At 59.4% G+C, this 25910-nt stretch carries 30 protein-coding genes and 1 pseudogene; 17 read left to right on the forward strand and 14 right to left on the reverse strand.

Going from position 1 to position 25910, the window contains the following annotated elements; all coding sequences use genetic code 11:
- Nucleotides 1-140: 140 nt before the first annotated feature.
- Nucleotides 141-1187 carry a patatin-like phospholipase family protein gene (locus H8B20_RS08820; RefSeq protein WP_042560326.1) on the reverse strand — a complete coding sequence of 349 codons (1047 nt, stop codon included), beginning with the start codon at nucleotides 1185-1187 and terminating at the stop codon, nucleotides 141-143.
- A gap of 216 nt (nucleotides 1188-1403) precedes the next feature.
- Here H8B20_RS08820 and H8B20_RS08825 point away from each other — a divergent pair, with 216 nt between their 5' ends.
- The 3 genes from H8B20_RS08825 to H8B20_RS08835 all read left to right on the forward strand — a co-directional run bounded on the left by H8B20_RS08825 (nucleotide 1404) and on the right by H8B20_RS08835 (nucleotide 3467).
- Complete coding sequence (locus tag H8B20_RS08825) at nucleotides 1404-1682, forward strand: hypothetical protein (protein WP_042560325.1); 279 nt, start codon at nucleotides 1404-1406, stop codon at nucleotides 1680-1682.
- A gap of 80 nt (nucleotides 1683-1762) precedes the next feature.
- Nucleotides 1763-2527: a CHAD domain-containing protein gene (locus tag H8B20_RS08830; RefSeq protein ID WP_210622880.1), complete on the forward strand. Its 765-nt coding sequence runs from the start codon at nucleotides 1763-1765 to the stop codon at nucleotides 2525-2527.
- 145 nt (nucleotides 2528-2672) lie between these two features.
- Nucleotides 2673-3467, forward strand: coding sequence for an acyl-CoA thioesterase (locus H8B20_RS08835; protein ID WP_210622881.1), 795 nt, complete (start codon nucleotides 2673-2675; stop codon nucleotides 3465-3467).
- Nucleotides 3468-3490: 23 nt separating this feature from the next.
- On the opposite strand, the pseudogene H8B20_RS08840 reads toward H8B20_RS08835, so the two are convergent.
- The 3 genes and pseudogenes from H8B20_RS08840 to H8B20_RS08850 form a co-directional block, all read right to left on the reverse strand.
- Nucleotides 3491-3721: pseudogene (locus tag H8B20_RS08840) on the reverse strand (terminase); the annotation flags it as partial.
- Between the two features lie 228 nt (nucleotides 3722-3949).
- Nucleotides 3950-5431: a methyl-accepting chemotaxis protein gene (locus H8B20_RS08845; protein WP_210622882.1), complete on the reverse strand. Its 1482-nt coding sequence runs from the start codon at nucleotides 5429-5431 to the stop codon at nucleotides 3950-3952.
- Nucleotides 5432-5545: 114 nt separating this feature from the next.
- Complete coding sequence (locus H8B20_RS08850) at nucleotides 5546-6352, reverse strand: TatD family hydrolase (protein ID WP_210622883.1); 807 nt, start codon at nucleotides 6350-6352, stop codon at nucleotides 5546-5548.
- A gap of 236 nt (nucleotides 6353-6588) precedes the next feature.
- Here H8B20_RS08850 and H8B20_RS08855 point away from each other — a divergent pair, with 236 nt between their 5' ends.
- From H8B20_RS08855 to H8B20_RS08865, 3 genes are all read left to right on the forward strand, one after another.
- A complete protein-coding gene (locus tag H8B20_RS08855) occupies nucleotides 6589-8010 on the forward strand; it encodes an MltF family protein (protein ID WP_210622884.1) in 1422 nt (473 codons plus the stop codon).
- A 107-nt stretch (nucleotides 8011-8117) separates the two neighbouring features.
- Nucleotides 8118-8552, forward strand: coding sequence for a DoxX family protein (locus H8B20_RS08860; RefSeq protein WP_047302390.1), 435 nt, complete (start codon nucleotides 8118-8120; stop codon nucleotides 8550-8552).
- Between the two features lie 248 nt (nucleotides 8553-8800).
- Nucleotides 8801-9109, forward strand: coding sequence for a class I SAM-dependent methyltransferase (locus H8B20_RS08865; RefSeq protein WP_150686776.1), 309 nt, complete (start codon nucleotides 8801-8803; stop codon nucleotides 9107-9109).
- On the opposite strand, the gene greB is transcribed toward H8B20_RS08865, so the two are convergent.
- Genes greB through H8B20_RS08880 form a run of 3 tightly spaced genes read right to left on the reverse strand, consistent with a single transcriptional unit; the run spans nucleotide 9110 to nucleotide 12829 of the window.
- Nucleotides 9110-9607, reverse strand: coding sequence for a transcription elongation factor GreB (greB, locus tag H8B20_RS08870; protein ID WP_025113125.1), 498 nt, complete (start codon nucleotides 9605-9607; stop codon nucleotides 9110-9112).
- A gap of 34 nt (nucleotides 9608-9641) precedes the next feature.
- The gene (locus tag H8B20_RS08875; RefSeq protein ID WP_210622885.1) at nucleotides 9642-12146 is read right to left on the reverse strand and encodes an ABC transporter permease; all 2505 of its coding nucleotides are present in this window, start codon (nucleotides 12144-12146) and stop codon (nucleotides 9642-9644) included.
- Nucleotides 12146-12829: an ABC transporter ATP-binding protein gene (locus tag H8B20_RS08880; protein WP_042560282.1), complete on the reverse strand. Its 684-nt coding sequence runs from the start codon at nucleotides 12827-12829 to the stop codon at nucleotides 12146-12148. The genes H8B20_RS08875 and H8B20_RS08880 overlap by 1 nt, the downstream gene beginning before the upstream one ends.
- Nucleotides 12830-12839: 10 nt before the next feature.
- Between H8B20_RS08880 and H8B20_RS08885 the strand changes: the two genes are divergently transcribed.
- The 3 genes from H8B20_RS08885 to H8B20_RS08895 all read left to right on the forward strand — a co-directional run bounded on the left by H8B20_RS08885 (nucleotide 12840) and on the right by H8B20_RS08895 (nucleotide 14876).
- Nucleotides 12840-13445, forward strand: coding sequence for an arylesterase (locus H8B20_RS08885; RefSeq protein ID WP_210622886.1), 606 nt, complete (start codon nucleotides 12840-12842; stop codon nucleotides 13443-13445).
- Between the two features lie 57 nt (nucleotides 13446-13502).
- On the forward strand, nucleotides 13503-13796 hold the full coding sequence (locus H8B20_RS08890) for a hypothetical protein (RefSeq protein ID WP_007908575.1): 294 nt from the start codon (nucleotides 13503-13505) through the stop codon (nucleotides 13794-13796).
- 108 nt (nucleotides 13797-13904) lie between these two features.
- The gene (locus tag H8B20_RS08895; protein WP_042560280.1) at nucleotides 13905-14876 is read left to right on the forward strand and encodes a L,D-transpeptidase family protein; all 972 of its coding nucleotides are present in this window, start codon (nucleotides 13905-13907) and stop codon (nucleotides 14874-14876) included.
- A gap of 124 nt (nucleotides 14877-15000) precedes the next feature.
- On the opposite strand, the gene oprI is transcribed toward H8B20_RS08895, so the two are convergent.
- The gene (gene oprI, locus H8B20_RS08900) at nucleotides 15001-15252 is read right to left on the reverse strand and encodes an outer membrane lipoprotei OprI (RefSeq protein WP_003183784.1); all 252 of its coding nucleotides are present in this window, start codon (nucleotides 15250-15252) and stop codon (nucleotides 15001-15003) included.
- A gap of 637 nt (nucleotides 15253-15889) precedes the next feature.
- On the opposite strand from oprI, the gene H8B20_RS08905 reads away from it, so the two are divergent.
- Nucleotides 15890-16171: a GNAT family N-acetyltransferase gene (locus H8B20_RS08905; protein ID WP_003226804.1), complete on the forward strand. Its 282-nt coding sequence runs from the start codon at nucleotides 15890-15892 to the stop codon at nucleotides 16169-16171.
- Between the two features lie 60 nt (nucleotides 16172-16231).
- On the opposite strand, the gene H8B20_RS08910 is transcribed toward H8B20_RS08905, so the two are convergent.
- On the reverse strand, nucleotides 16232-17308 hold the full coding sequence (locus H8B20_RS08910) for a 3-deoxy-7-phosphoheptulonate synthase (protein WP_042560279.1): 1077 nt from the start codon (nucleotides 17306-17308) through the stop codon (nucleotides 16232-16234).
- A gap of 129 nt (nucleotides 17309-17437) precedes the next feature.
- Nucleotides 17438-17881 (reverse strand): PilZ domain-containing protein, encoded by a 444-nt coding sequence (locus H8B20_RS08915; protein ID WP_042560278.1) that lies wholly within the window; start codon nucleotides 17879-17881, stop codon nucleotides 17438-17440.
- Between H8B20_RS08915 and H8B20_RS08920 the strand changes: the two genes are divergently transcribed.
- The 5 genes from H8B20_RS08920 to cysB all read left to right on the forward strand — a co-directional run bounded on the left by H8B20_RS08920 (nucleotide 17880) and on the right by cysB (nucleotide 21845).
- Nucleotides 17880-18266, forward strand: coding sequence for a thioredoxin family protein (locus H8B20_RS08920; RefSeq protein ID WP_210622887.1), 387 nt, complete (start codon nucleotides 17880-17882; stop codon nucleotides 18264-18266). The genes H8B20_RS08915 and H8B20_RS08920 overlap by 2 nt on opposite strands.
- Nucleotides 18267-19220: a putative 2-dehydropantoate 2-reductase gene (locus H8B20_RS08925; protein ID WP_210622888.1), complete on the forward strand. Its 954-nt coding sequence runs from the start codon at nucleotides 18267-18269 to the stop codon at nucleotides 19218-19220.
- Between the two features lie 30 nt (nucleotides 19221-19250).
- Nucleotides 19251-20156 (forward strand): 5'-nucleotidase, encoded by a 906-nt coding sequence (locus H8B20_RS08930; protein WP_042560275.1) that lies wholly within the window; start codon nucleotides 19251-19253, stop codon nucleotides 20154-20156.
- Nucleotides 20157-20253: 97 nt separating this feature from the next.
- Complete coding sequence (locus tag H8B20_RS08935) at nucleotides 20254-20757, forward strand: universal stress protein (protein WP_200616726.1); 504 nt, start codon at nucleotides 20254-20256, stop codon at nucleotides 20755-20757.
- A gap of 113 nt (nucleotides 20758-20870) precedes the next feature.
- Entirely contained in the window at nucleotides 20871-21845 is a 975-nt protein-coding gene (gene cysB, locus H8B20_RS08940; protein WP_042560273.1) for an HTH-type transcriptional regulator CysB, read from the forward strand.
- 9 nt (nucleotides 21846-21854) lie between these two features.
- Here the strand turns inward: cysB and H8B20_RS08945 are convergent, their stop codons facing one another.
- Complete coding sequence (locus H8B20_RS08945; RefSeq protein WP_210622889.1) at nucleotides 21855-22337, reverse strand: GreA/GreB family elongation factor; 483 nt, start codon at nucleotides 22335-22337, stop codon at nucleotides 21855-21857.
- 2 nt (nucleotides 22338-22339) lie between these two features.
- Nucleotides 22340-22747, reverse strand: coding sequence for a hypothetical protein (locus H8B20_RS08950; RefSeq protein WP_210622890.1), 408 nt, complete (start codon nucleotides 22745-22747; stop codon nucleotides 22340-22342).
- A 124-nt stretch (nucleotides 22748-22871) separates the two neighbouring features.
- Here H8B20_RS08950 and earP point away from each other — a divergent pair, with 124 nt between their 5' ends.
- Nucleotides 22872-24014 carry an elongation factor P maturation arginine rhamnosyltransferase EarP gene (gene earP / locus H8B20_RS08955; protein ID WP_210622891.1) on the forward strand — a complete coding sequence of 381 codons (1143 nt, stop codon included), beginning with the start codon at nucleotides 22872-22874 and terminating at the stop codon, nucleotides 24012-24014.
- A 48-nt stretch (nucleotides 24015-24062) separates the two neighbouring features.
- A complete protein-coding gene (locus H8B20_RS08960; RefSeq protein WP_007908599.1) occupies nucleotides 24063-24632 on the forward strand; it encodes an elongation factor P in 570 nt (189 codons plus the stop codon).
- Nucleotides 24633-24713: 81 nt separating this feature from the next.
- Here H8B20_RS08960 and H8B20_RS08965 read toward each other — a convergent pair whose 3' ends face one another.
- Nucleotides 24714-25133, reverse strand: coding sequence for an organic hydroperoxide resistance protein (locus tag H8B20_RS08965; RefSeq protein ID WP_210622892.1), 420 nt, complete (start codon nucleotides 25131-25133; stop codon nucleotides 24714-24716).
- 317 nt (nucleotides 25134-25450) lie between these two features.
- Nucleotides 25451-25906 carry a MarR family winged helix-turn-helix transcriptional regulator gene (locus H8B20_RS08970; RefSeq protein ID WP_210622971.1) on the reverse strand — a complete coding sequence of 152 codons (456 nt, stop codon included), beginning with the start codon at nucleotides 25904-25906 and terminating at the stop codon, nucleotides 25451-25453.
- Nucleotides 25907-25910: the final 4 nt, after the last annotated feature.

Raw genomic sequence — 25910 nt, forward strand, 5'->3', positions numbered from 1 at the left:
GCGATGAGGGCCTGGCATTCAGCAGAGAATTTCAGGACTCCCCCCCCGGTTTCTCGGGTGTGGATGAGAACTGTGTTTCACACAGACCAAAGTGGGAGCTGGCTTGCCAGCGATGAGGGCCTGGCATTCAGCAGAGAATTTCAGGGTTCTCTGTTTTGCTCCTCTTCATACCGATCCAAGGTATCCCGCGCAATTTCCCTTCCCAGCGCGATCAACTCCGGCGCCTTGTAAAACTCGAAAAACCGGCACACCCGCTTCGGCACGTTGATCAGGATGTCCGGCGGATACCCTGCAATTTTGTACTGCGCCAACGAGGTCTGCATCACCTCGAAACTCTGGTTGATCAAGTCCAGCAATGACGCCGGTCCCACGTTATCGATGATGAATGAACCGGTTGCGGATTTCGGTGCGCCTTCACGCTCCGGGGCGGCTGCCGGTTGCTGGTTTTCCGGTTCGGCGCCTTCAATCCAGGGATTGATTTCAGCGGCCTGCGCGCGCAGCGCTTCCTGCTCCAGTTTCAACATCTTCTCGGCCTGGGTGCGACGGAAAGGCATCTTTGAACCGAGCGAATTGATCAGGCTGTCGAACCGCGAGCGGAAGGCAGGCGGGCGCTGGATCACCGGTAGCTTGTAATGCCGCTGGTTGGTCGAGTTGAGATTGACCGCGATGATCAGATCGCAATGACTCGACACCACTGGCACGATCGGCAGCGGGTTGAGAATCCCGCCGTCAACCAGCATCCGGTTGCCTTGCATCACCGGGGTGAACAGGCTGGGAATCGCCGCCGAGGCGCGCATGGCCTGATGCAGACAGCCTTCCTGAAACCAGATTTCCTGCTGGTTGGTGAGGTCGGCCGCGACCGCGGTATAAGGGATACGCAGGTCTTCAATGTTGATATCGCCGACGATCTTGCGGATCTGACCGAAGACCTTTTCTCCGCGAATCGCGCCGAGGCGGAAACTCACGTCCACCAGGCGCAGTACGTCGAGGTAATCCAGGCTTTCGATCCAGTTCTTGTATTCATCGAGCTTGCCGGCGGCGTAGATCCCGCCAACCACCGCGCCCATCGAACAACCGGCAATACAGGCGATGTCATAACCGCGTCGTTCGATCTCTTCAATGACTCCGATATGGGCGTAACCCCGGGCGCCACCGGAGCCCAGCACCAGTGCGACACGCTTTTTCATCAAACTTCCTCCCGACAAGGTTGCACAATGCACCCATCGGGCAGAGGGCTCAATCGCCGAGGTCGTTCAGCGCGCCGATGACGTCGTTTTTTTTATACTGTTTGACCACTCGGCGCTATCCTCTGGCCATCGCCTATTCATGGGGCGGCAAGGCACTTTTCCGCAGCCTTATCGTCTTACCTGCACGACTGTTGACCTATCTTTGAGGTGTGAGTGATGAAAGCCTGGATCTGTGTACCGTTGTTGGCCCTGGCATTGGCCGGTTGCGCCGGTAAAACCGCTTACCGCGACAGCTGCGGCAGCCAGCTCGACACCGCGTGGCATGAGCTGGACCTGGCCAAGGCCGAAGGCTTTGCCGGCACCGTGAGTTATTCCAAAGCGCTGTCATTGCTGACGGCCGCCAAGACCCAGCAACAATTTGAAGGCTTCGAAGGCTGTGCGAACAAGGCCGAGAAGGCGCGTTTCTATATTCGCGAATCCCGCGCCGGCCGCTAAGCTGCTGACTTGGCACAAGTCGGCTGAGGCTGCGACATTGCAGACTCGGTCGACAGGCTTTTTGAATCAGGGAGCAAGTGATGTCTGCGTTGGTTGACGGCTTGGTGGCTCATGTCCTGAGCCTGGAAGTACGATTGCTGGCCTGTCAGGCGCGCCTCACCGCGCGTACCGACCCTGAGGCGCTGCACGATCTGCGCACCACGGTGAGACGCTTGCGCAGTCTGTTGCGGCCGTTGCGCGGCTTGCCGGGTGTCGAGCAACTGGAAGACGCAGCGTCGGCGGTCGGTCAGTTGACCACACCGTGGCGTGATCGCGAGGTGCTGGCGGCGTATCTGCTCGAACACGATCAACCCGAAGCCGCACAGCGACGCATGGCGCAGATGGCCGAAGCCTACCCGGCGCTGGCGGCGAGCCAGGAAGTGGCCTCGCTGCTGATGATCCTCGACGCTTTTCCGCGCTTCTTGCGTGCCTCGCAGCGTCAGGGCCTGCTCAAGCGTCTGGGCAAGCGCATCGAAAAACGCCTCGGCAAACAATGGGAAAAACTCGACGAAGCGCTGCACGATCCGGCCCATGACCGGCATCGTCTGCGCCTGCTGATCAAGCGTGTGCGTTATGGCATCGAAGCTTATCCCGAACTGGATCGCTTGCCCGAGTCAGCGCTGGAGCGGCTGAAGTCCGCGCAAGGGGCCTTGGGTGATTGGCACGATTGCTGGCAGTGGCTGGCGCGGGCCGAGCTGGAGGCGGACCTTCAGCCGTGTGTCGCGACTTGGCAGGCAACGATGATCAAGTCTGAGGCCAAGGCAGATCGGGTGCTCGAAAAGCTCAGCGCAACCTGCTTCGAATAATCCCGCAATCTCCTACAGGGTTTTTCATTGGGTTTGAAATCGGTGTAAGGCCTATCTGTCTGCCCATTTGACCGGAATAGACGCTGCGGCGCTCTGCGTGGCTGGTTAAGATCCCCGCATTCATTTTTCGTTTTTTGAGGTTGCCATGCGCTTTAGCGATCTGCTTGATGCGGTCCGTCGTGGTCCGGAACTGACCATTCCCGCCGAATGGGGTCAGGGCCGCGCGAGTTTCGGTGGCCTGGTGGCTGCGCTGCAATTCGAGGCCATGCGCGCCAGGGTGCCGGCGGATCGCCCGGTGCGTTCGCTGGCGATCACCTTTGTCGGCCCGGTCGAGCCCGAAGTGCCGGTGCAATTCGAAGTCGATGTTCTGCGAGAAGGCAAAGCCGTCAGCCAGGTGCTGGGCCGGGCGATGCAGAACGGTCAGGTGGTGACGATCGTCCAGGGCAGCTTTGGTGCCTCACGACCATCAGAGGTAGCGGTTGAAGCGTATCCCGCGCCGCAAATGAAGCACCGGGACGAATGCCAGGAGTTGCCGTACATCAAAGGCGTGACCCCGGAGTTCATGCGCCACCTGGCGATGCGCTGGACTACCGGCGGCATGCCGTTCACCGGCACCTCATCGCGGCTGATGGGCGGATGGGTACGTCTGCGTGGGGATGTGAAAGAAGAGCCGGTCAGTGAAGCGCATCTGCTGGCGCTGGTGGATGCGTGGCCACCCGCGCTGTTGCCGTATCTGAAGAAGCCTGCGCCGGGCAGCACGTTGACCTGGACCATCGAATTCGTTCAGCCGCTACGCGACTTGGGTACGCTGGACTGGTGCCAATATCTGGCAGACATCGAGTATGCCGCCGACGGTTACGGTCATGTCGCCGCCAAGCTGTGGAGCGCGCAAGGGGAACTGATCGCCATGAGTCGCCAGACTGTCACGATCTTTGCCTGACTCGATGCCGACGCTGGCGCTCACGCTTCCAGGTGGTGGCCGTGGCGCTGTAAACCCAGCGCCGCGACGATGCCAATCACACCGATGGCCACGCTGACCAGGCTCAGGCTGAACACGCCGGAAACGATCAACAGAAACGCCACGATGAACAACGGCACTGCGATCAAGTGCAGCACCTGATGGGTCGGATGCTGGTGATTGCCCGGGTGCGCGCGCCATTGCCACGCGGGAAGGTTGGGGTGACGTTTGCCCATGTCTGCTACTCCTCGATCCGTGTTGAACACATGGGTGAAGAATAGGCGGGGGCGTGAAGGGCGGCGAATCAAGCTTGGCTATGAACGCGATAGGCTTCATCGCAGGAATTGATATTGACCGGGCTGACGCCATCGCGTGCAAGCCTGCTCCCACAGGATTGAGCGGTGTTCACATAATTTGCGTCCGCTGAAGATCCCTGTGGGAGCGGGCTTGCCCGCGATGGGCCCTCAGAGTTTCAACTGTCCAATGGCTTTGCTCAGTTCCCCCGCCAACGTCGCCAACTCATTACTGGTTGTCGCCGAATCCACTGTCTGCTGCACGGTGTTCTCGGTCACATCGCGAATGCTCACCACCGCCCGATTCATCTCCTCGGCGACCTGACTTTGCTGCTCTGCCGCCACGGCGATCTGCGTGTTGCTCTCACGCATCTGCGCGACTGCTCCGGTGATCTCTGCCAGTGCCTCGCCCGCTTCCTGCGCCTGCTGCACACAATCGTCAGCCTTGTACGAACTCTCCTGCATGAAATCTACCGCATCACGCGTGCCGGCCTGCAACGCCGACACCATGCTGGTGATCTCGTCGGTGGAGGTCTGCACGCGTTTGGCCAGGTTGCGCACTTCATCGGCGACCACCGCAAACCCACGGCCCATCTCACCGGCGCGGGCCGCCTCGATGGCGGCGTTGAGCGCGAGCAGATTGGTTTGTTCGGCGATGCTGTGAATCACGCCGACCACGCCGTTGATCTTCTGGCTGTCCTCGGCCAGCCGTTGAATCATCTGCGCGGTCTGTTGCACGCCGCTGGACAGGCCGGTAATCGAATGCTGAACCCGTGCCACCACTTGCTGGCCGCTGCCGGCGAGGGCATCGGCGGTTTGTGACAGATCGCGGGTGGCGCCGGCGTGCTGGGCGATGTGGTAAACGGTGGCGGTCATTTCGTTGATCGCCGTGGCCGCCTGATCGGTTTCACTCTGCTGGCCGAGCATGCCGTGACGCACTTCGTTCATGCTCGACGCCAGGCGCGCAGCCCCGACATCCAATTGCCGTGCGGTATTGGCGACAGTGGTGACGACGCGCTGATAACCGGCCTGCATCGCATTGAACGCATTGGCCATTTGCCCGACTTCGTCCTTGCCGGCCAGCGGCACGCGGGCGCAGAGGTCGCCGCTTTTTTCAACGTGCAGCATCACGTCTTTCAACGTGTTCAGTTGGCTGAGCAGGAAGCGGATCAGTAGTTGCGAAGCGCCAAGCATGGCAAGCATCAGGATGAACACCGCCACCGCGTAATTGGCGAAGCGCTCCCCGAACACTTGAGTGAGGCTGGGGCCATAAGTGACGACCGCGACTTGCTGACCGTCGGCGCGGCTGAAAACTTCGGCGCCGATCAGCAGGTTGTCGCCGAACAATGGCAGGTGATTGATCGCATGCCAGCCATTGCTTTCGGTGATCTCCAGCAGCGGCTGATCATTGAGGCGCGGTACTTCGCCGCGTTTAAACGTCAGCACTTGCTCGGCCTTGGGCAGCGGTTGCCCGGCAGGCCAGGCCTTGAGCAACTGCGCCTGAGTTTGCGCCGACGATTGGGCCGCGTGGCTGCGCGCCTGCTGTTCGAGTTGAACGGCATATAGCACCAGCAGCAGGGTGGTGACGAAGGCGACCGCGTTGACCGCCCAGAATTTGTATTTCAGCGAGATGTTGCTAAGCCAGGCACCCATGGAGGTCTTCTCTGATAGCGGAAACAGTTTTGGCAAGGTGCCAGCATTGTGCCTCTATGCAGGGGGGCCGATTTGATGTGGGTCAACAGATCCGGTGGTGAAAGAAAAAGATGTTCAGGCCAATTCAGGGAGACCAAAAAATGCCCGGCTGCAAGCGGTCGTGTGCGCCGCCAGATCTTCCTCGGTCTCACCCCGATGCAACGCCACCTCACGCAACACCTCAGTCAGATACGCCGGCTCATTGCGTCCGTTCTTCGGTTTCGGTCGCAGGGTGCGTGGCAGCAAATACGGCGCGTCACTTTCGAGCATCAGCCGCCCGCGCTTGATCTCCTTGACCAGCGGATGCAGATGCGTGCCTCGGCGCTCGTCACAGATCCAGCCGGTAATGCCGATGTGCAGATCCAGGTCGAGATAGCTGAATAACGCCTTTTGTTCGCCGGTGAAGCAATGCACCACGGCGGCGGGCAGTTGATCGCGGAAATCCTTGAGAATCTCCAGCAGGCGCTGACTGGCATCGCGCTCGTGCAAGAACACCGGCAATTGCAGGTCAACGGCCAGTGCCAGATGCTCTTCGAGGACTTTTTCCTGCTGCGGGCGCGGCGAGAAATCGCGGTTGAAATCCAGCCCGCATTCACCCACCGCGACCACATTGGATTCCTTCAGCAAACTGCGCAGGCGTCGGGCGCTGTCAGCGTTCCAGTCACTGGCCGAATGCGGGTGAATCCCGGCGGTGGCGAACAGTCGTTGACCGCTTTCATCCAGCTGCTGGCAGAGCTCCAGCGCCTGCTCGCTCCCCTCGACGCTGGTGCCGGTCAGCACCAGTTGGCAGACCCCGGCGGCATAGGCGCGGTCGAGTACGGCTTGGTATTTGTCGGCGAAACTTGGGTTGGTCAGGTTGACGCCGATATCGATGAGTTGCATGGTTGCTACCTCGGGCCGAAGGCCGGAAAGCATACCAGAGCTGTAGATTCATAAGAAAAGCCAAGAACTACAAAGAGTTATCGCTGTCTTTTGATGCCGCGAAACAGCTTGGGTTGGCAGTAATGCCAGCACTGTGCCAGTCTCTCGCACGTTGCCAGCGCACCAGGCGCTCTGTTTTCGTCGGTGATTTCAACCGTTGCGCGGTGATTTTGCCCCGTATCCTTTCCGGAGAGTGGATGATTCGTCCCTCGGTTTTGCTGCTGTTGTGTGCATCGTTGCTACTGCCAATGACGGCGGTTGCGCGTCTGCCCGGGCCGCTACAAGCCGTGCCCGCCGCCAAAGTCCGCGATCTTTCGCAGATTCGCAGCAGCCGCGTGTTGCGGGTGCTGGTCAACCAGAGCCGTAACAGTTCCGGTGAAGTCCAGGGCCAGGCCATCGGCGTCGAATACCATCGCCTGCGTGCCTTCGAGCAATACCTCAATGGCCACTCCCGGGATGGCCAGGAAATTACCCTCAAGATCATTCCCAAAGCCAAGGATCAACTGCTCGGCGCGTTGCAGCGTGGGGAAGGTGACCTGGTGGCGCCCGGGGAATTGCTCGAACTGCAACCGGGTTATGCGGTGGCCAGCAGTGAACCTATCGCCAGCAACGTGCCGTTGGTGCTGGTGGGCATCAAAGGCCAGCGGCGCTACACCAAGGTCGAGCAACTCGCCGGTAAAACCCTCGCGTTGCCCACCGGCAGCGCAGCAGGGGAGGCGATCAGTCAGCTCAATCAAAAACTGGCACTGCACAAACTCGCGCCGATCAAGATCGAGTGGGTCGATCCGACGCTGGCCGTCGAGGATGTGCTGGAGATGGTTCAGGGCGGCATTTTTCACCTGACCGTCGTTGAACTGCCGATTGCCGAGCGTTGGGGCAAGATCCTGCCCAAGCTGCGTGTTGATCGACAACTGGTGATCAGTGAGCCGGGTGAGGAAAACTGGTTCGTGCGCCGTGATGCGTCGATGTTGCGGGCCAGCGTCGACCGCTTCCTCAGCGGTTACAAGAAACCGGCGAACGAAGACGCGGCGTTTCTGCGTATTTATCGCCGGCTTTATCAGGTTCACTATCCATTGGCCAAGGCCGATCGTCAGCGTCTGGAAAAACTGCGCCCGACCCTGCAAAAACACGCTGCTGCACAAAATATGGATTGGTTGAATCTGGCGGCGCTGGCGTTCAAGGAATCGGCACTGCAACCCAACGCCCGCAGCGGCAGTGGCCCGACCGGGCTGATGCAGATCACGCCATCCGCCGCCCAGCGCGTCGGCGTGAACAATATCCAGAATCTCGATGCAAACGTGCAGGCCGGGGCCAAGTACCTGGCGCTGATCCGTCGCAAGTTCTTCAACAGCCCCAAACTTAACGAGCGCGAACGCATGGCGTTTACGCTGGCGGCCTACAACATCGGCCCTGAGCGAGTGCAAGGCATGCGCGCCGAAGCCCGGCGCCGTGGACTCAATCCCAACCAGTGGTTCTTTCAGGTCGAGCGTATTGCCATGGAGCAGGTGGGAATGGGGGCCGTCAGCTATGTTAATAGCGTGAACAAGTATTACTTGGCGTTCGATCGGGAGCGGGAGTCGTTGGAGCCCGGTGGACAGAAAGTTGTCTCACGGAAATAATCAAATAAATCGATTGTTATGGCGAAATATTTGCGCTTTAAACATGAAAATAACTGATTAATATAGCGGCCAACCCACACACACTTTCGCAAAACAAGGAACGCAGCATGAGCTCTCTGATCAACAAGGTACTGTTCACCCGCGCTGGTTACGGCCTGACCATCCTGCGCATCGTAGTCGGGGTGATCTTCGCCGCACATGGCGCACAAAAACTCTTCGGAATGTTCGGTGGATATGGACTTGCCGGCACTGCGCAGTACATGGAGAGCCTGGGTCTGACGCCGGGTTATGCCATGGCCGTTCTGTCGGGTGGTACCGAGTTTTTCGCTGGCCTGGCGCTGATCATCGGCCTGCTGGTTCGTCCGGCAGCCTTGGGTTTGACCGTCTTGTCGCTGGTGGCGATTTTCACCGTGCACATCAGCAACGGTCTGTTCATGGCCAACAACGGTTACGAGTTCGCCCTGGCTTTGCTCGGTGGCAGCCTCGCGGTACTGATCGAGGGCGCCGGCAAGCTATCGGTGGACCGCGCCATCGCCGGTTGACCGCTCTGGCTCAAGCAAAAGGCCCGCATTGTGCGGGCCTTTTTTTGTTGTGGCTGATTCTTGACACTGATCGGTCACGTTCTCTAGGATGTTGCCCATGCGCCGATTTAAACAGCTACTTGCGGGGCGCCAGGTGACTCGATCAGTCACCGTCAGAAGCCGGAACAGGGCTTCGAAATACCGCTAAAGCGCTGGTTCGGTGTTGCCTCTCACCTGCCATGCAGACTTTTGAGGCAGAGACACGACCAATGAATGCATTACGCCCTCCAGCACGTCCCGCGCCGATCACGGCACATATCACCCAGCGCAATCCAAAAATCCTCCTTGGCGGTAAACATCAGCCGACGCTGTTGCGTTATCTCGACGGCTGGCCACGGCGCAGCGGCGGTCCTGCCGCGTTCCTGATCCAGTTCGTTGAGGACGGCGAGTCGCTGACGCGTTTTGCCAGTGACAGTTTCGATCTGGCGGTGATTCAGTCACCGAGTCAGGAAGAGGCCTCTGAAATGATCAGGCAACTGGTGCGTGTCGCGCGGCAGGGGCTGATTACCCGTCGCTGATTACGGGTAATCGATCGCCACGATGTAAACGCATTGTTCGCCGGTCGGGGTTTGCACGCGCACTTCGGCATCCAGCGCCTTGCCAATCAAGGCGCGGGCCAACGGCGAATCAATGCTGATCAGGCCCAGCTTCAGATCCAGTTCATCAGGGCCAACGATGCGGTAGCGCGATTGCTTGCCGTCTTCGTCCTCGATGGTGACCCAGGCGCCGAAGTAGACCTTGTTCGGATCGCTGGGTTTTTCGCTGACAACCTTGAGTGCTTCCAGGCGTTTGGTGAGGAAGCGCACACGACTGTCGATTTCGCGCAGCATCTTCTTGCCGTAGGTGTATTCAGCGTTTTCCGAGCGATCCCCCTGAGCCGCCGCCTCACTGACCGATTGCGTCACTTGTGGGCGGCGCACGTGCCACAACTCATGGAATTCGGCGCGCATCCGCGCTTCACCTTCAGGGGTGATCAGCGCGGTGCCGGCGGTGCGGGGAGGGCGATAACGGCTCATGGCAACTTCTTGTGGTGACGAGCGCTTGAGTCTATCAACCCTCGCGCAACACTGTCAGCGGACTTGCGTTGAGTGCCCGGCGCGTGCCGAACACGCCAGCGCCGCCAATCAGCACTGCGCCAATCAGCGGTAGCACCAGCAGCCACGGATGCGGATGCCACGGCAGATCGAACGCGTAGCGATACAGCACCAGACTCACCACTTCCGAGCCAATTGCCGCGAGCAAACCGCTGACCGCGCCGAGCAGGCCGAACTCGATGCGCCGGGCCTTGATCAGCAATTGCCGCTCCGCACCCAATGCACGCAGGAGCGCGCCTTGGCGAATGCGTTCATCCAGCGTCGCTTGCAACCCGGAAAACAGCACGGCCATGCCCGCCGCCAGGACAAACAACAGCACGTATTCCACCGCCAGGGTGACTTGGGCGAGGATGCTGCGCAGCTGTTCAAGCAAGGCTTCGACCTGAAGGATGGTCACCGCCGGGAAGGCGCGCGACAGCTCGACGATCTGCTGGTCGTGACCCGCGGCCAGATAGAAACTGGTCAGGTAGGTCGCCGGCAGATCTTTCAATGTGCCGGGCTGGAAGATCATGAAGAAGTTCGGCTGGAAGTTGTCCCAGTTGATATCGCGCAGGCTGGTGACTTTCGCTTCGCGATTGACTCCGCCAACACTGAACACCATGTGATCGCCCAGCTTGAGCTTGAGGCTCTCGGCAACTTTGCCTTCCACTGACACACCCGGTACATCACCGGTTGGCTGGTCGGTCCACCACGATCCGGCGGTCAGTTTGTTGCCGGCGGGCATATCCGCGGCCCAAGTCAGGCTGAGGTCACGTTGCACCGCGCGGTCGCCGGCAGAATCCTTGCTGACGATTTGCTGCACCGGCTCACCGTTGATGCTGATCAGCCGCCCCGGCACGACCGGGTACAGCGGCGCCGCTTGCGCAGACACCTTGATCAGGTGATCGGTGAAAGCCTGCTTGTCCGCCGGCAAAATATTCAGGGCAAAGTAGTTTGGCGCGTTTTTTGGCAACTGGTTTTGCCAGGTGTCGAGCAGTTCGCCACGCAACAGCGCGATCAGCGCCATGGACAACAAAATCAAACCGAAGGCCAGCGATTGACCCGCTGCGGCCAGCGGATGGCGCAACAGTTGGCCGAGGCCAAGACGCCACGGCAACGATGCACGGGCGAGCATCCGACGCAGGCTTTGCAGCAACAACAGCAGCAGGCCACCCAGCACCAGCGCAGCGACGACGCCACCGCCGAGCAGTGCGAACGTCAGCAGCAGATCAAGGCTCAGGCGCCACATGATCAGACCTAGAGCGCCCAAAGCGGCACCGTAAACCATCCAGGTACTCGATGGGATCGGCAGCATGTCGCGGCGTAGCACGCGCAATGGCGGTACACGACCCAGCGCGGCGAGCGGCGGCAGGGCGAAACCTGCCAGCGCCACCAACCCGGTGCCGATCCCGGCGATGGCCGGAAACAGGCCGCCCGGTGGCACATCACTCGGCAACAGATCATGCAACAGCGCAAACAAACCCAACTGTGCCAACCAGCCAAGCAAAGCGCCGCTGAGGCTGGCGAGCAGACCAAGTACCGTCAGTTGCAGGCTGAACAACACCATGGTTTCGCGGCGTGACAAGCCGAGGCAACGCAGCAACGCACTGGCATCGAAACGACGGCTGGCGAAGCGATTTGCCGACAGAGCGACGGCCACCCCGGCCAGCAACACCGCGACCAAGCTGGCCATGTTCAGATAGCGTTCGGCTTTGCCCAACGCGCCACCAATCTGTCGGTTGCCGTCGCGGGCATCCTGAATCCGCTGGTTCGCCGCGAGCCCCGGTTTGATCAACTGTCGATAGGTTTCCAGCGCTTGCGGCTCGCCGCGCCACAGTTCGCGGTAGCTCACCCGACTGCCGGGCTGCACCACTGCGGTGGCGGCAAGATCGTCGAGATTGATCAGCACCCGTGGCGTCAGGCTGTAGAAGTTGCCGGCGCGATCCGGCTCGTAGGTCAGCACCCGGGTCAGCTTCAATGTCTTCGAACCGACATCGATGCTGTCGCCGATCTTCAGATCCAGCGCAGTCAGCAGACGTGCCTCGACCCAGGCTTCGCCCGGTTGTGGTTCGCCACCGGTCTCTTCAGTGGCGAAGGGCGCCGGTGCGCTTTTCAGTTCGCCGCGCAATGGATAAGCGCGATCAACCGCTTTGATACTCGACAACTGAATGCCGTTGTCGGTGGCGATGACGCTGGAGAACTCCACCACTTGCGCATGGTTCAGACGCAGTTCGGCGCCGCTCCTGATCTGCTCCTCACGGGCCGGCGAGCTGCCTTCAAGCACCAGGTCTGCGCCGAGAAACTCGGTGGCACGCAACATCATGGCGCCGTTGAGGCGAGCGCCGAAATACCCGATGGCGGTACTCGCCGCCACCGCCACGACCAAGGCGAAGAACAATACCCGCAATTCTCCGGCGCGGGCATCGCGCAGCAGTTGGCGGATGGCGAGGCTGAACAGACGCAACAGCGGCAGACGTGCCATCAAGGCTCCAGGGGGGCGACCAACAGCCCGGCTTCAAGACGGATCAGGCGCCGGCAGCGATGGGCCAGGCGTTCGTCGTGGGTCACCAGCACCAGGGTGGTGCCGCGTTCCTTGTTCAATTCGAACAGCAAGTCGCTGATGCGTTCGCCGGTGTGGCTATCGAGGTTGCCGGTGGGTTCATCGGCGAACAACACGTCAGGTTCGGCAGCAAACGCCCGGGCAATCGCCACACGTTGTTGCTCGCCACCGGACAATTGGCGCGGAGAGTGCGTCAGGCGCTGGCCGAGGCCGACCCGTTGCAGCAATTGGGTGGCGCGCTCACGGGCGTCTTTGCGGCCATCAAGCTCCAGCGGCAACATGACGTTTTCCAGGGCATTGAGGCTGTCGAGCAATTGGAATGACTGAAAGACGAAACCAACGTGCTCGGCACGAATGCGCGCGCGCTGGTCTTCGTCGAGACCGCTCAGGTCCTGGCCGGCCAGCGTGACTTCGCCGCTGCTGGGCAGGTCGAGTCCGGCGAGCAGGCCCAGGAGGGTGGATTTGCCGGAACCGGACGCGCCAACGATGGCCAGGCTGTCGCCCTTGTTCAGTTCCAGGCTGAGTTCGTGCAGGATAGTCAGTTCACCTTCCGCGCTGGAAACCACTTTGCTGAGGTTCTTCGCGGTGAGAATGCTTGCGCCCATGGAGAATCCGATGCGAGTGTGGTTTTTGAGTGCTGGCCTGGCCTTGATGTGCATGGCCCAGAACGCAGCGGCGGGTACTGTCCTGATCGTTGGCGATAGTATCAGCGCCGGTTTCGGCCTGGATACCCGTTTGGGGTGGGTGTCGTTGCTTGAGCAACGGCTTGAACAGGAGGGTTTCGACGATAAAGTGGTCAATGCCTCCATCAGTGGCGACACCAGTGCCGGAGGCCTGGCGCGGCTGCCCGCGCTGCTTGCAGAGCATAAGCCTGATCTGGTCATCCTCGAACTGGGCGGCAATGATGGCCTGCGCGGAATGCCGCCAACGCAATTGCAACAAAACCTTGCGGCGATGATCGACAGTTCGCGACAAAGCGGCGCGAAGGTGCTGCTGCTGGGCATGCAGTTGCCGCCCAACTATGGCAAGCGCTACACCGATGCTTTCGCCGAGGTTTACGGCAAACTCGCCGACGACAAGAAAATCCCGCTGGTGCCGTTTTTCCTCGACGGCGTGGGCGGTCATCCGGACCTGATGCAGGCCGATGGTCTGCACCCGGCGGCCGGGGCTCAAGGCAAGTTGCTGGAAAATGTCTGGCCGACGCTGAAACCGCTGCTTTGAGGCTTTTCTAGCGGCAGGCTTTCGGCTAATGTGGCGCCCCCTTAATCGGAGGCCCCGATGTCGCGTTCTGCCTGGTCCCTTTTTGCCTATCAACTGATCGAGCCTGACGAGCAGCTGGATCTGTTCGCCTGCCAGGAAGTGCGGGTGCATCTGGTGACACGTCAACTCGAACTCGGTGGCTCGGCCGATCGCACCTTGTGCGGCAGCCTGCTGCCGGCGCAACCGCGCTGGTCGAGCGTGGATCGCCGGGTCTTTCAGGACCAGCGGCTGTGCTCGCTGTGCCGGGCGATTCTTGAGTCGCAGAAGCGTGGCACTTCGCCGATCTGGCCCGAGTTGCGTTTCGAGCTCTAAGATAAAAAGAGCGCAGGCACGGTCTATCGGCCTGTCTCCCCGAATATTCCAAGTGCGGTGTACAATCGCGCTCTTATACCCTTGTTGATCACGCGAAGGATTTTCCGGATGTTGCCGCGCTTTCCTGCCGTCACCCGCTGCCTGTCACTTGCCGCCCTGTGTGTGGCCGGTCCCGTTGCTGCATTGGAGCTTCCCTTGCCACCACCCGGTGAAGACATCGTCGGCCAGGTGCAAGTGATCAAAGCCAAGTACGAAGACACCTTCGCCGATCTGGGCACCACCTACGATCTGGGCTATTCGGAAATGGTCGCGGCCAACCCGGGCGTCGATGCCTGGCTGCCAGGTGCCGGTACCGAGATCGTTCTGCCGACGCGTTTCATTCTGCCGCCGGGCCCGCGTGAAGGTATCGTCATCAACCTTGCCGAATACCGTCTCTATTACTACCCCAAAGGCCGGAACGTGGTGTACACCTTCCCGCTGGGTATCGGGCGTGAAGGTTGGGGTTCGCCGATCGCGCACACCACCATCACCGCCAAAACCCCCAATCCGACCTGGACGCCTCCAGCGTCGATCAAGGCTGAACACGCCGCTGATGGTGATCCGCTGCCAAACGTGGTGCCGGCCGGTCCTGACAACCCGCTGGGCCCGTTCAAGTTCACCCTGGGCACGCCGGGTTACCTGATCCACGGTTCGAACAAGAAGTTCGGCATTGGCATGCGCACCAGCCACGGTTGCTTCCGCATGTTCAACAACAACGTGCTGGAAATGGCCGGCATGGTGCCGGTCGGGACTTCGGTGCGCATCCTCAATGATGCGTACAAGTTCGGTCGCAGTGGCGGCAAGGTCTATCTGGAAGCGCACACGCCGATCGACGACAAAGGCAATCCGTCAGTGGTCGACAAGCACACGGCGGTGATCAACGCGATGCTCAAGCGTGAAGACATCACCAACAACCTGCGCATGAATTGGGATGTGGTGCGCGATGTAGTCGCAGCCGAAGATGGCCTGCCAACCGAAATCGGTACGCCTGGCACCTCGGCGCCGATGGTCTCCAGCGCCCCGATCGATCTGCAGCAGTAAGCTCAAACAAAGAACCCGCCGATGCGTGAGCGTCGGCGGGTTTTTTATTGTCCGGACAAAAGTATCCGGCACAAAAAAGCCGACCCAAAATATGGGTCGGCTTGATAACAATCCCGAAGGACTATTACTTGCGGCTAGCTTTTTCCAGCATGCGCAGAGCACGCTCGTTAGCTTCGTCAGCAGTCTGTTGTGCTTTTTGAGCAGCAGCCAGAGCTTCATCAGCTTTACGGTAAGCTTCGTCTGCACGAGCCTGGGAGCGAGCAGCTGCGTCTTCAGTAGCGGTCAGACGTGCTTCGGTTTCTTTCGATGCGCTGCTGCAACCGGTAGCCAGAACTGCGGCCAGAGCCAGAGCAGAGAATTTCAGAACGTTGTTCATCGTGTTCCCCTTCAAGGACTTTCAATTAAGTGGCTGTCTCCTCCGATTGAGGAAATAGCCGGCGTACATACTACCCATTACTTGTAGTAAGTAAACTGACGTAAGGCAAGAAGCAAAAAAAATTGTAGGCGCTGATTCTTTTTCGAGCAACTTTTAACTGGCCTGTTTAAAAAACAGCCAGCTACAAGCCCCGCACTGAGCGAGTCAAACAGAAAAAGTTCCCGTCATGGCGTGTTGTTTTTGCAGTGTTGGCTAAAGTCTTTCTAGATGAATTCGTCCACACTTTTGTTCCGATCTTGCGTGCTGCTTCGCTTATCTTTGTCCATGTTGAGGTGACTTTAAAAAAGGTTGCACGTCTTAAGTCTCAACATCCGGCAATGTTCAGGTAAGCGGCCCGGGAAGATCTTCTCCCAAACCGTCCCTGCGTCCATCGGAGCAACCCGCGTCAACCCGCTTGATGACGAGCGTATCTTGAGCAATTTTGCCAATGGTGCCTACTATTTATCAGGTGCTCGGTTGTACGAGATCGGTGTGTCTCTTCTCGGTGTCGATCAGGCACGGGGTGGCGTAGATGTTCCTTCGCCGGAAAAACATCGGTAAGGTAGGGGTCAGAATCCAAGACCCGCGAGGAGTAGTGATGAGCGAGGCGTTGTCCATCCACCATGACCAGGCTGGTCATCAGTTCGAGACCAATGTGGACGGTCATCGTGCCTACCTGACCTATATGGATCTGGGGAAACAGACCCTGGATATCTATCGCACGTTCGTGCCCAACGCCTTGCGCGGTCGTGGCATTGCGGCGGCGCTGACGGAAAGCGCGCTGCAATATGCCGAAGAAATGGGCTACACGGTGATTCCATCCTGCTCCTACGTCGAGCGTTACATGGAGCGTCACCAGCGCCGCGCCGCAAAGATCTGAATCGCGCACACAAAAACGCCGGGCAATGCCCGGCGTTTTTTTATGCCTGTAAAACGCGTATCAGCTGCGCTGGCGTTTTGGCAGAACATCCTTGAGCTTGGCGTGCATGCTGCGCAGGGTGTTTTCGGTGGCGGACCAGTCGATGCAGGCATCGGTGATCGACACGCCGTATTGCAGATCGGCGAGGTCTTTCGGAATCGCCTGGCAGCCCCAGTTCAAGTGACTCTCGACCATCAGGCCGATGATCGACTGGTTGCCTTCGAGGATCTGGTTGGCGACGTTTTCCATCACCAGCGGTTGCAGGGCCGGATCCTTGTTGGAGTTGGCGTGGCTGCAGTCGACCATGATGTTCGGCTTGATCTTCGCCTTGTTCAACGCCTGCTCGCACAGCGCAACGCTGACCGAGTCGTAGTTCGGCTTGCCATTGCCGCCACGCAGCACCACGTGGCCGTAAGCGTTGCCTTTGGTAGTGACGATCGACACGCCACCTTCCTGGTTGATCCCCAGGAAACGGTGCGGGCTGGAGACCGACTGCAAGGCGTTGATCGCTACGGTCAGGCCGCCATCGGTGCCGTTCTTGAAACCGACTGCCGAGGACAGGCCGGAAGCCATTTCACGGTGAGTCTGGGATTCGGTGGTACGCGCGCCGATGGCCGACCAGCTGATCAGGTCCTGCAGATACTGCGGGGAGATCGGGTCGAGGGCTTCGGTCGCGGTCGGCAGGCCTTTTTCAGCCAGGTCCAGCAGCAACTGACGACCGATGTGCAGACCGTCCTGGATCTTGAACGAGTCGTCCAGATACGGATCGTTGATCAGGCCTTTCCAGCCGACGGTGGTCCGCGGCTTTTCGAAATACACGCGCATGACCAGATACAAGGTGTCGGAGACTTCCGCGGCCAGCACCTTCAGGCGCTCGGCGTATTCGTGGGCAGCCTTGATGTCGTGGATCGAGCACGGGCCGATCACTACGAACAGACGGTGGTCGGTGCCATCAAGAATGTTGCGAATGACTTCGCGGCCCTTGGTGACGGTGCGCAGGGCGGCGTCGCTCAGAGGGATATCACGCTTGAGCTGATCAGGTGTGATCAGGGTCTCGTTAGAGGCGACGTTTAGGTCGTTGATCGGTAAATCAGCCATCGTTTACTCGTCAGGTCACGGGTGCCGGCCGCCAGCGATCCCCGCGCGGCGGAGCACAGCGGATTTAAGCGCGTCGGGGAGCGGAACCTTAGCGCGTCAGGCGCTGCTCGACAATGGGCAAACGCCGCTTTAATCCAGCACTGGCAGGGTAAAAGCCTTGCTCACGCTGTCGTGGGAGAACTCGTCGGCGTGTTGTTCGACCCATTGCAGGGCCACCGCTTGAATATTCTGCAGGCCATCGTGGGCGTCGTTGATGCGGCAGTAGCGTTCAATCTGACACACCTGCTCACCCATTCGTGCACTGAACAGCGTTTGTTCGTCGGTGAAGGCGATGCCCACCAGATAACCTTTTTTGCGGCGCAGACACCACGCCACATAGCCCGGAAAACACATGTCGGCGTTGAGTGTCGGCAGGCGTACTTGCAGCGCCGTGCCATGGCGCCAGGCACGGTGGTAATTGCAAGCGATGCCGCCGAGGCTGATAGTGTGCAGCTGTTGCCTGGAAATACATTCGGGCGTGAGCAACGTCAGTTCAACCGGCACTTCGTCCGGATGAGGAATGAAACGTCCCATGAGCACAGACTCCCTGTGTCAGCCATTTGACATTGTTTCCCCCAGTATAGTGGTCGAATCCGAACTGACCGATTTCGACGCCGACCAAAGGCTGTTGGCGATGAGCGGCGTTTCGCTGGTGATTTTCACCAGCGTCGGCTGCGCCAGTTGCCGCTTCGCCCGCGAAGTGCTGCCGGGATTCGCACTGGCGGTGGATCGTCTGTGCTGGATCGATGCGGGCGACAACGGCGGTCTGGTCGAGCGTTATCAGGTCTTTCATTTGCCGGCGCTGTTTGTCGTGCGCGACGGCGAGTTCTTTGGTGCATTGCACACGCGCCTGACAGCTGACGCACTCAACACGGCATTGGTGCAGGCACTGGGTCGAATTGCAGAGGAGTTGCCATAAATGGGGACAATCAACAAACCGGTGGTGGGGATTATCGGCACCGGTGCGATCGGCGGGTTCTACGGGTTGATGCTGGCGCGGGCGGGGTTCGATGTGCACTTTCTGTTGCGCAGCGAATTTTCTGCCGTGGCCGAACGTGGCTTGCAGGTGGACAGTGCGGTGCATGGCCGGCTCAAGCTCGATCCGGTGCAGGCCTATTCGGCAGCTGAAGACATGCCAAAATGCGACTGGCTGCTGGTCGGCGCCAAGACCACCAGCAATGCCGGGCTGGCGCCGTCGATCATTGCGGCGGCCAAGCCAGGCGCGAAAGTGCTGGTGCTGCAAAACGGTCTGGACGTTGAAGACAGCCTGCGTGAATTGTTGCCTGACTCCCTGCATCTGCTCGGCGGTCTGTGCCTGATTTGCGTGCATCGCGACGGCCCGGGTCTGATCACCCATCAGGCGCTCGGCGCAGTCAACGTCGGTTATCACAGCGGCCCTGCTACTGATGATGCGGCGCGCATGGCCATCGTCGAAGAGGGTTGCGAGTTGTTCCGTGCCGCCGGCATTGATTCCCAGGCGATGCCCAATCTGCATCAGGCGCGTTGGCAGAAGCTGATCTGGAACATTCCCTACAACGGTCTCTCGGTGCTGCTCGGCGCGGGCACCACGGCGCTGATGGCCGATGCTGACAGTCGCGCGCTGATCCAGGCGTTGATGGCCGAGGTTGTGCAGGGCGCCAAGGCGTGCGGCCAGGACGTGGCGCCCGGTTACGCCGACTTCCTGTTTACGATGACCGAGAAACTGCCCGACTATTGGCCGAGCATGTACCACGACTTTGTGCACAAGCGACCGCTGGAACTGGAGGCCATCTACGCCCGGCCCCTGGCGGCGGCGAAAGCGGCAGGGTGTGAACTGCCGCGCATCGAAGCGTTGTATCGAACATTGAGTTTTATTGACCGACGCAACACGTGAGTCGGTTTTTTGCGCAGGGTGGGGGAAGGCATGGCGAAAAACATTGATGACAAACTGGTGCTGGCGATTTCGTCGCGTGCCTTGTTCGACCTGAGCGAGAGCCACAAGGTTTACCTGTCGAGCGGCGTCGAAGCCTACCGGCAATATCAGATCGAACACGAAGACGAGATCCTCGCGCCGGGTGATGCGTTCCCGCTGGTAGAAAAACTCCTGAACCTGAACAGTCGTCTCGGCCGTGCACGGGTAGAAGTGATTCTGGTGTCGCGCAACAGCGCCGACACCGGATTGCGCGTCTTCAATTCGATTCACCATTATGGTCTGGCCATTTCCCGCGCGGCGTTCGTCGGTGGGCGCAGTCCTTATCCCTACCTCAAAGCGTTTGGTTGCGACCTGTTTCTCTCCACGCATGCCGAAGACGTGCGCGCTGCGCTGGATGCCGGTTTTGCGGCGGCGACGATTTTGTCCGGAGGCGCCAGTCGCGCGGCCAGCGATGAATTGCGCATCGCCTTCGACGGTGACGCCGTGATTTTTTCCGACGAGTCGGAGCGGGTTTATCAGTCCGGTGGGCTCGAAGCATTCCAGGCCAAGGAACGAGAGTCGGCGCGTGAGCCATTGCGTGGCGGGCCGTTCAAAGGCTTTCTGGCGGCGCTCAATCTGTTGCAGCGCGAGTTCCCTGACGACGACTGCCCGATCCGCACGGCGCTGGTCACCGCGCGCTCGGCGCCGGCCCATGAGCGGGTGATTCGCACGTTGCGTGAATGGGACATCCGCCTCGACGAATCCCTGTTTCTCGGTGGCCTGACCAAATCGGCGTTTCTCGAAGCGTTTGCCGCCGACGTGTTCTTCGACGATCAGGCCGGTCATTGCGAACTGGCCCGTGAAGTGGTCGCCACCGGCCATGTGCCGCATGGCATCAGCAACGAACCGTCGATCTAAAGCCCCGTGCTTCAACACGTTGCGTCGCCCGTCGTACTCGTCAAGGCACTGCTAAGCTGAATCAAATCTCCGCCATGTTGGCTTGCGAGGAGGTCATATGATTCGTTCGATGCTGTATGCCACTGACCTCGGTCTGTACGCACCGTTAGTGATGCAGCATGCCTTGGCGTTGGCTAGAACATTCGATGCCGATCTGTATGTGGTTCACGCGGTGGAGCCGATGGGGCTGTTCGCCGAATCGGTGTTGCAGAGTTATCTCGACGAGCAGGCGTTGAACGAATTCCATAGCCAGGGTCTGAAAACAGTCATCGCCAATATCGAGCAGCGCGTACTGGAGAGTTTTCGCGAAGAGCTTGGGGAAGAGGGCGAGCAGGACTTGCAGCGGATTCGTGCCGTGCGCGTGGTGCAGGGTGATCCGTCACAGGTGATTCTCGACCAGGTGCAGAAACTCTCTGTCGATCTGCTGATCGTAGGAAGTCACAGCCACGGGGTAGGCGCGGAAACACCATTGGGGCGCACGGCGGCGCGGGTCCTGCAATTGGCCAAGGTCCCGGTTTATCTGGTGCCGTTGGTGGAGCGGCGGCGGCGCGAAGATCGCTGAGGCAGGAATAATGGCGCTTTGACAAAAAAGTTCTAGATTTATTCTTTAAACCATTAATATAGTTATATACCGTCGCTGATGCCCGTGGCGTCTACCTGCTTTGAGGGATACATATGAAGCTTCAACAATTGCGCTACATCTGGGAAGTGGCGCACCACGACCTCAACGTTTCCGCTACAGCCCAAAGCCTTTACACCTCGCAACCGGGCATCAGTAAACAGATCCGACTGCTGGAAGACGAACTCGGCGTTGAAGTATTTGCCCGCAGCGGCAAGCACCTGACCCGCGTCACCCCCGCCGGTGAGCGCATCATCACCACCGCCGGTGAGATTCTGCGCAAGGTTGAAAGCATCAAGCAGATCGCTCAGGAATTCTCCAACGAGAAGAAAGGCACCCTGTCGATCGCCACTACCCACACTCAGGCACGTTATGCACTGCCGCCGGTGATCAGCAACTTCATCAAGCAATACCCGGACGTGGCGCTGCACATGCATCAGGGCTCACCGATGCAGATCGCCGAAATGGCAGCTGACGGCACCGTCGATTTCGCCATCGCCACCGAAGCGCTGGAACTGTTCGGCGATCTGGTGATGATGCCGTGCTACCGCTGGAACCGCTGCGTGGTCGTGCCACAGGGCCACCCGCTGACCAAGCTGCCGAAGCTGACCCTCGAAGCGTTGGCTGAATACCCGATCGTGACTTACGTGTTTGGCTTCACCGGCCGTTCGAAACTCGACGAAGCCTTCAGCCATCGTGGTCTCACGCCGAAAGTGGTGTTCACTGCCGCCGACGCCGACGTGATCAAAACCTACGTGCGCCTGGGCCTGGGCGTGGGCATCGTCGCCAAAATGGCGGTCGATACCAAACTCGACAGCGACCTGGTGGTACTGGATGCCAGCGAGTTGTTCGAATCGAGCGTCACCAAGATCGGTTTCCGTCGCGGCACCTTCCTGCGTGGTTTCATGTGCGACTTCATCGAGAAGTTTGCCCCGCACCTGACCCGCGAAGTAATGGCCAAAGCCATCGCCTGCCACAACAAGCAGGAGCTGGAAGAGCTGTTCGACGGTGTCGAACTGCCGGTCCACTGATCGCTTGCTTCAGAGCACCTCGGTAACAGCAAATTGTTGCCGGGTGCCCGCCACCAGAATCTCCACCTCATCCCCCTCGAGCTTGCCCAGCAGGCTTTTGCCCAGCGGCGAGCGCGGCGTGATGACGGTAATCGGTTGACCCACCACATCGATTTTCAAGCCTGCGGCGTCCGGCGCCAGGAACAGCCATTGCTCGCGACCCTTTTCGTCTTCCAGGCCGAGCAGGGCGCCAACCTCGATGCCACGGTTTTCGTCATAGGGACGCAGCGTCAGGTTCTGGCACAGCGCCAGTGACTGTCGGATTTCCTCGACGCGTTTCGCTTGCCCCGCCGCCAGATAAGACGCCTCAAGTCCAAGCGTGTCGTACTTGTTCTCGGCGATGTTCTCTTCGTGGGTCGCGGTTTCGTAAGCGGTTTGCGCGGCGCGTTCGGCTATATCGAGGTCGATGCGCAGCTTGTCGAGAATCAGTTGGTGGACGCTGTTTTTGTTCATGATCAATCGCAGAATTGCAAAACGTTGGCGCGGCTTTTTTCGCTGGGCGCGGTTTGGTCCTGTTGCAACCAGAACTGACATTTCGGGTTGGACAGATTGCGGCGGCTGTCGCGTGCCTGATCCAGACGATTCTGTTGCTCGTTCTTGCGCAGGTTTTCTTCGTACTGGTCGAACAGCGGACTCTGCGGCGCAATGTCCGGCGCCTGTTGTACAACGGGTGGAGCCGCCAGTTGCTGCACTGCTTGGGCCACCGGCGCCAGTTGTTCGTTGAACACAAAACGCGAGAGCAGCCAGCAGGTCAGCGCGATCGCGAGGAAACCCAGCCACATACCCAAGGCAATACTGCCGGTCAAATGCAGCGCGCTAAGCTGAACAGGCAAGGGGCGACGCGGGTTGGGACGATAGGGCATGGCTGCCTCCTGGCGGATGGTTGCGGGCAAGGGGCGATTGTCGCACGAAGATTAATCGCCGTCGGCTCTTCTGCATCCGCTCATTAATGCGGACAATCGGTGCTTTTGCCAACGGGAGTCTTGAATGCCGTCACTGAATACCCGCTGGGATATTTTTTGCACCGTCGTCGACAACTACGGCGACATCGGCGTGACCTGGCGTCTGGCCCGCCAATTGGTGGCCGAGCATTCGCTGGCCGTGCGGCTGTGGGTTGATGATCTGCGTGCGTTCGAACGTATTTGTCCAGAGATCGATATCAACGCCGCGCAACAATGGCAGCAAGGTGTAGAGGTGCGGCACTGGCCGAGCGAGTGGTTGCCCATCGACGCCGCTGACGTGGTGATCGCAGCGTTCGCCTGCCAGTTACCGAGTGCCTATATGGACGTCATGGCCGAACGGGAGAAGCCACCGCTGTGGTTGAACCTCGACTATCTCAGTGCCGAAGACTGGGTCACCGGGTGCCACGGCCTGCCATCGGTCAAATACAAGTCGGTGCAGAAAATCTTCTTCTTTCCGGGGTTCCGCCCCGGCACGGGTGGACTGCTGCGCGAACGAGGTTTGCTTGAGCAACGACGGAAGTTTCAGCGCGATGCCCACGCGCAGCGACAATTCCTGCAAGGTCTGGGCATCGAGCGTGCGCCCGACGCACAGTTGATCTCGTTGTTTGCCTACGAGAACGCCGGGCTGGCCAGTTGGCTGGACGTGTTGGCAGCTGGCGCGACGCCCACCCATTTGCTGGTGCCGGAAGGGCGGATTCTCGGTGACGTTGCGCGATGGCTCGGGGTGGAATCCCTGGCCGTCGGAGCGATTGATGTCCGTCAGGCGTTGACCGTGCAGGTGCTGCCGTTCATCCGTCAGGATCAATACGATCACTTGCTCTGGTGCTGCGATTTCAACGCGGTGCGCGGTGAAGACTCATTTGTCCGGGCGCAGTGGGCGGGTCGGCCGATGCTGTGGCACATCTATCAGCAAGACGAAGATATCCATCTGGACAAGCTCGATGCCTTCCTTGCCCTGTATACGAAAGGCCTCTCGCCGGCGGCAGCCAATGCGATGAACGGTCTGTGGCAGGCGTGGAGTGCGGGGCAGCCGATTGGCGATCAATGGCTCTGCGCGCGTAAACACTGGCCAGAACTGCAGGAAAATGCGGAAGCATGGTGTCTGGAACAAGGCTTGCAGGCCGATCTTGCCGCGGCGCTGGTACAGTTTTACCTAAATTGGATATGATACGCGGCCTAGATTTATGTAAATCCCATCCAAATTCGGATATTCGCAATGAAAACTGGTAAAGAACTCAAACCCGGTACCGTGATCCGTCTCGAAAACGATCCTTGGCTGGTTCAGAAAGCTGAATTCACCAAGTCGGGCCGTAACAGCGCGATCATGAAGACCAAGCTGAAAAACCTGCTGACCGGTTACAAGACCGAGATCGTTTACAGCGCTGACGACAAACTGGACGACGTGATCCTCGACCGCAAAGAAGCGACCCTGTCCTTCATCAGCGGCGACACCTACACGTTCATGGACACCACTGACTACACCATGTACGAGCTGAACGCTGAAGACATCGAAGCCGTTCTGCCTTTCGTTGAAGAAGGCATGACCGATGTTTGCGAAGCGATCTTCTTCGAAGAGCGTCTGGTTTCGGTAGAACTGCCGACCACCATCGTGCGCGTCGTTGACTACACCGAAGGTTCGGCTCGTGGCGACACTTCCGGCAAGGTAATGAAGCCAGCCAAACTGGCCAACGGTACCGAGCTGCAAGTTGCTGACTTCATCGAAATCGGTGACAAGATCGAAATCGACACCCGCGAAGGCGGTTCCTACAAAGGCCGTGCTAAATAAGCACTGTTTTTTGCGGAAAGAAAAAGCCCGACCATTGAGTCGGGCTTTTTTGTGCCTGCAGGTTACGTTCTTTTGCCTTGTTTACACGGTGACGTGCAGACGTACTTCGACATTGCCACGCGTAGCGTTGGAGTACGGGCAGACCTGGTGAGCAGCGTCGACCAGGCTTTGTGCGTCGACTTGTTCAAGGCCTGGCAGGCTGATGTGCAAGTCGATGTCCAGACCGAAACCACCAGGGATCTGGCCGATACCGACATGGGCGGTGATCGAGGCATCGTCCGGGATTTTGCGTTTGGTCTGGCTGGCGACGAATTTCAGTGCGCCGATGAAGCAAGCCGAATAGCCGGCGGCGAACAGTTGTTCAGGGTTGGTCGCCGCGCCGCCAGCACCACCGAGTTCTTTCGGGGTAGCAAGTTTGACGTCGAGGACGTTGTCGCTGGAGATTGCACGACCGTCACGGCCGCCAGTGGAGGTTGCGATTGCGGTGTAGAGAGTTTGCATGGTGTGGGCCTCGTTGGGTGTGTCGTGTCGCGCCAATTGTTTGCGCGCTAAGTAAGTTCGAGGTGAATGTAGCTCGCCAATGTTTAGTGCGCAAGATAAATTTTGAAAAAAGTTGGCTTCATTGGTCCGGGAGGAGCGCCAAGAGCGTCAGGACCCTTGTTCCAGAGCCGTTATCAGCATTGAGCAGGGAAGGGGGATTTCACAGCGCGGGTTCAACTGTAGGAGCTGCGGCACGCTGCGATCTTTTGATCCTTAAAAACAACATCAAAAGATCGCAGCGTGCCGCAGCTCCTACTTGGATTCGGTCGAGCCCGGGTTCAGTTCAGGCTCTCTTGCAGGTGACTGCGCAATGCCTGCAACTCGGCTTGCAGGCTCTGCAAACGTTCCAGGCTGAAACCGCTGGCGCCGAGGATGCATTGCGGGATGCTTTGGGCTTTGTCTCGCAAAGCGCGGCCCTGCGCAGTCAACTCGACAATCACCACGCGCTCGTCTTCACGGCTGCGCGTGCGACTGAGCAAACCTTCACCTTCCAGCCGTTTGAGCAAGGGTGTCAGCGATCCCGGATCCGTCAGCAGGCGCGTGCTGATTTCTCCCACGGTCAGACCATCCTTCTCCCACAGCACCATCATCGCCAGATACTGCGGATAGGTCAGGCCGATGGCTTGCAGCATGGGCTTGTAGACTTTGGTCATCATCAGCGAAGTGGAATGCAGGGCGAAGCAAGCCTGATTATCCAGCAGCAGGTCATCGCAGGTGTCGCGGTCGGTGGTCATGTCA

The sequence above is a fragment of the Pseudomonas sp. P42 genome (assembly GCF_017973755.1).
GTDB lineage: Bacteria > Pseudomonadota > Gammaproteobacteria > Pseudomonadales > Pseudomonadaceae > Aquipseudomonas > Aquipseudomonas iridis.

Bases quoted from the DNA above. Each gene is read 5' to 3' on its own strand.
- H8B20_RS08905 (WP_003226804.1), top strand. From the start codon at position 15,890: ATGAGCGAGGCGTTGTCCATCCACCATGACCAGGCTGGTCATCAGTTC.
- H8B20_RS08890 (WP_007908575.1), top strand. From the start codon at position 13,503: ATGTCGCGTTCTGCCTGGTCCCTTTTTGCCTATCAACTGATCGAGCCT.
- H8B20_RS08925 (WP_210622888.1), top strand. From the start codon at position 18,267: ATGGGGACAATCAACAAACCGGTGGTGGGGATTATCGGCACCGGTGCG.
- H8B20_RS08830 (WP_210622880.1), top strand. From the start codon at position 1,763: ATGTCTGCGTTGGTTGACGGCTTGGTGGCTCATGTCCTGAGCCTGGAA.
- H8B20_RS08895 (WP_042560280.1), top strand. From the start codon at position 13,905: ATGTTGCCGCGCTTTCCTGCCGTCACCCGCTGCCTGTCACTTGCCGCC.
- H8B20_RS08850 (WP_210622883.1), bottom strand. From the start codon at position 6,352: ATGCAACTCATCGATATCGGCGTCAACCTGACCAACCCAAGTTTCGCC.
- H8B20_RS08920 (WP_210622887.1), top strand. From the start codon at position 17,880: ATGAGCACAGACTCCCTGTGTCAGCCATTTGACATTGTTTCCCCCAGT.
- H8B20_RS08930 (WP_042560275.1), top strand. From the start codon at position 19,251: ATGGCGAAAAACATTGATGACAAACTGGTGCTGGCGATTTCGTCGCGT.
- H8B20_RS08945 (WP_210622889.1), bottom strand. From the start codon at position 22,337: ATGAACAAAAACAGCGTCCACCAACTGATTCTCGACAAGCTGCGCATC.
- H8B20_RS08855 (WP_210622884.1), top strand. From the start codon at position 6,589: ATGATTCGTCCCTCGGTTTTGCTGCTGTTGTGTGCATCGTTGCTACTG.
- H8B20_RS08885 (WP_210622886.1), top strand. From the start codon at position 12,840: ATGCGAGTGTGGTTTTTGAGTGCTGGCCTGGCCTTGATGTGCATGGCC.
- H8B20_RS08950 (WP_210622890.1), bottom strand. From the start codon at position 22,747: ATGCCCTATCGTCCCAACCCGCGTCGCCCCTTGCCTGTTCAGCTTAGC.
- H8B20_RS08970 (WP_210622971.1), bottom strand. From the start codon at position 25,906: ATGACCACCGACCGCGACACCTGCGATGACCTGCTGCTGGATAATCAG.
- H8B20_RS08860 (WP_047302390.1), top strand. From the start codon at position 8,118: ATGAGCTCTCTGATCAACAAGGTACTGTTCACCCGCGCTGGTTACGGC.
- cysB (WP_042560273.1), top strand. From the start codon at position 20,871: ATGAAGCTTCAACAATTGCGCTACATCTGGGAAGTGGCGCACCACGAC.
- H8B20_RS08845 (WP_210622882.1), bottom strand. From the start codon at position 5,431: ATGGGTGCCTGGCTTAGCAACATCTCGCTGAAATACAAATTCTGGGCG.
- H8B20_RS08820 (WP_042560326.1), bottom strand. From the start codon at position 1,187: ATGAAAAAGCGTGTCGCACTGGTGCTGGGCTCCGGTGGCGCCCGGGGT.
- H8B20_RS08915 (WP_042560278.1), bottom strand. From the start codon at position 17,881: ATGGGACGTTTCATTCCTCATCCGGACGAAGTGCCGGTTGAACTGACG.
- oprI (WP_003183784.1), bottom strand. From the start codon at position 15,252: ATGAACAACGTTCTGAAATTCTCTGCTCTGGCTCTGGCCGCAGTTCTG.
- H8B20_RS08825 (WP_042560325.1), top strand. From the start codon at position 1,404: ATGAAAGCCTGGATCTGTGTACCGTTGTTGGCCCTGGCATTGGCCGGT.
- H8B20_RS08875 (WP_210622885.1), bottom strand. From the start codon at position 12,146: ATGGCACGTCTGCCGCTGTTGCGTCTGTTCAGCCTCGCCATCCGCCAA.
- earP (WP_210622891.1), top strand. From the start codon at position 22,872: ATGCCGTCACTGAATACCCGCTGGGATATTTTTTGCACCGTCGTCGAC.
- H8B20_RS08965 (WP_210622892.1), bottom strand. From the start codon at position 25,133: ATGCAAACTCTCTACACCGCAATCGCAACCTCCACTGGCGGCCGTGAC.
- H8B20_RS08880 (WP_042560282.1), bottom strand. From the start codon at position 12,829: ATGGGCGCAAGCATTCTCACCGCGAAGAACCTCAGCAAAGTGGTTTCC.
- H8B20_RS08865 (WP_150686776.1), top strand. From the start codon at position 8,801: ATGAATGCATTACGCCCTCCAGCACGTCCCGCGCCGATCACGGCACAT.
- H8B20_RS08835 (WP_210622881.1), top strand. From the start codon at position 2,673: ATGCGCTTTAGCGATCTGCTTGATGCGGTCCGTCGTGGTCCGGAACTG.
- H8B20_RS08935 (WP_200616726.1), top strand. From the start codon at position 20,254: ATGATTCGTTCGATGCTGTATGCCACTGACCTCGGTCTGTACGCACCG.
- H8B20_RS08910 (WP_042560279.1), bottom strand. From the start codon at position 17,308: ATGGCTGATTTACCGATCAACGACCTAAACGTCGCCTCTAACGAGACC.
- H8B20_RS08960 (WP_007908599.1), top strand. From the start codon at position 24,063: ATGAAAACTGGTAAAGAACTCAAACCCGGTACCGTGATCCGTCTCGAA.
- greB (WP_025113125.1), bottom strand. From the start codon at position 9,607: ATGAGCCGTTATCGCCCTCCCCGCACCGCCGGCACCGCGCTGATCACC.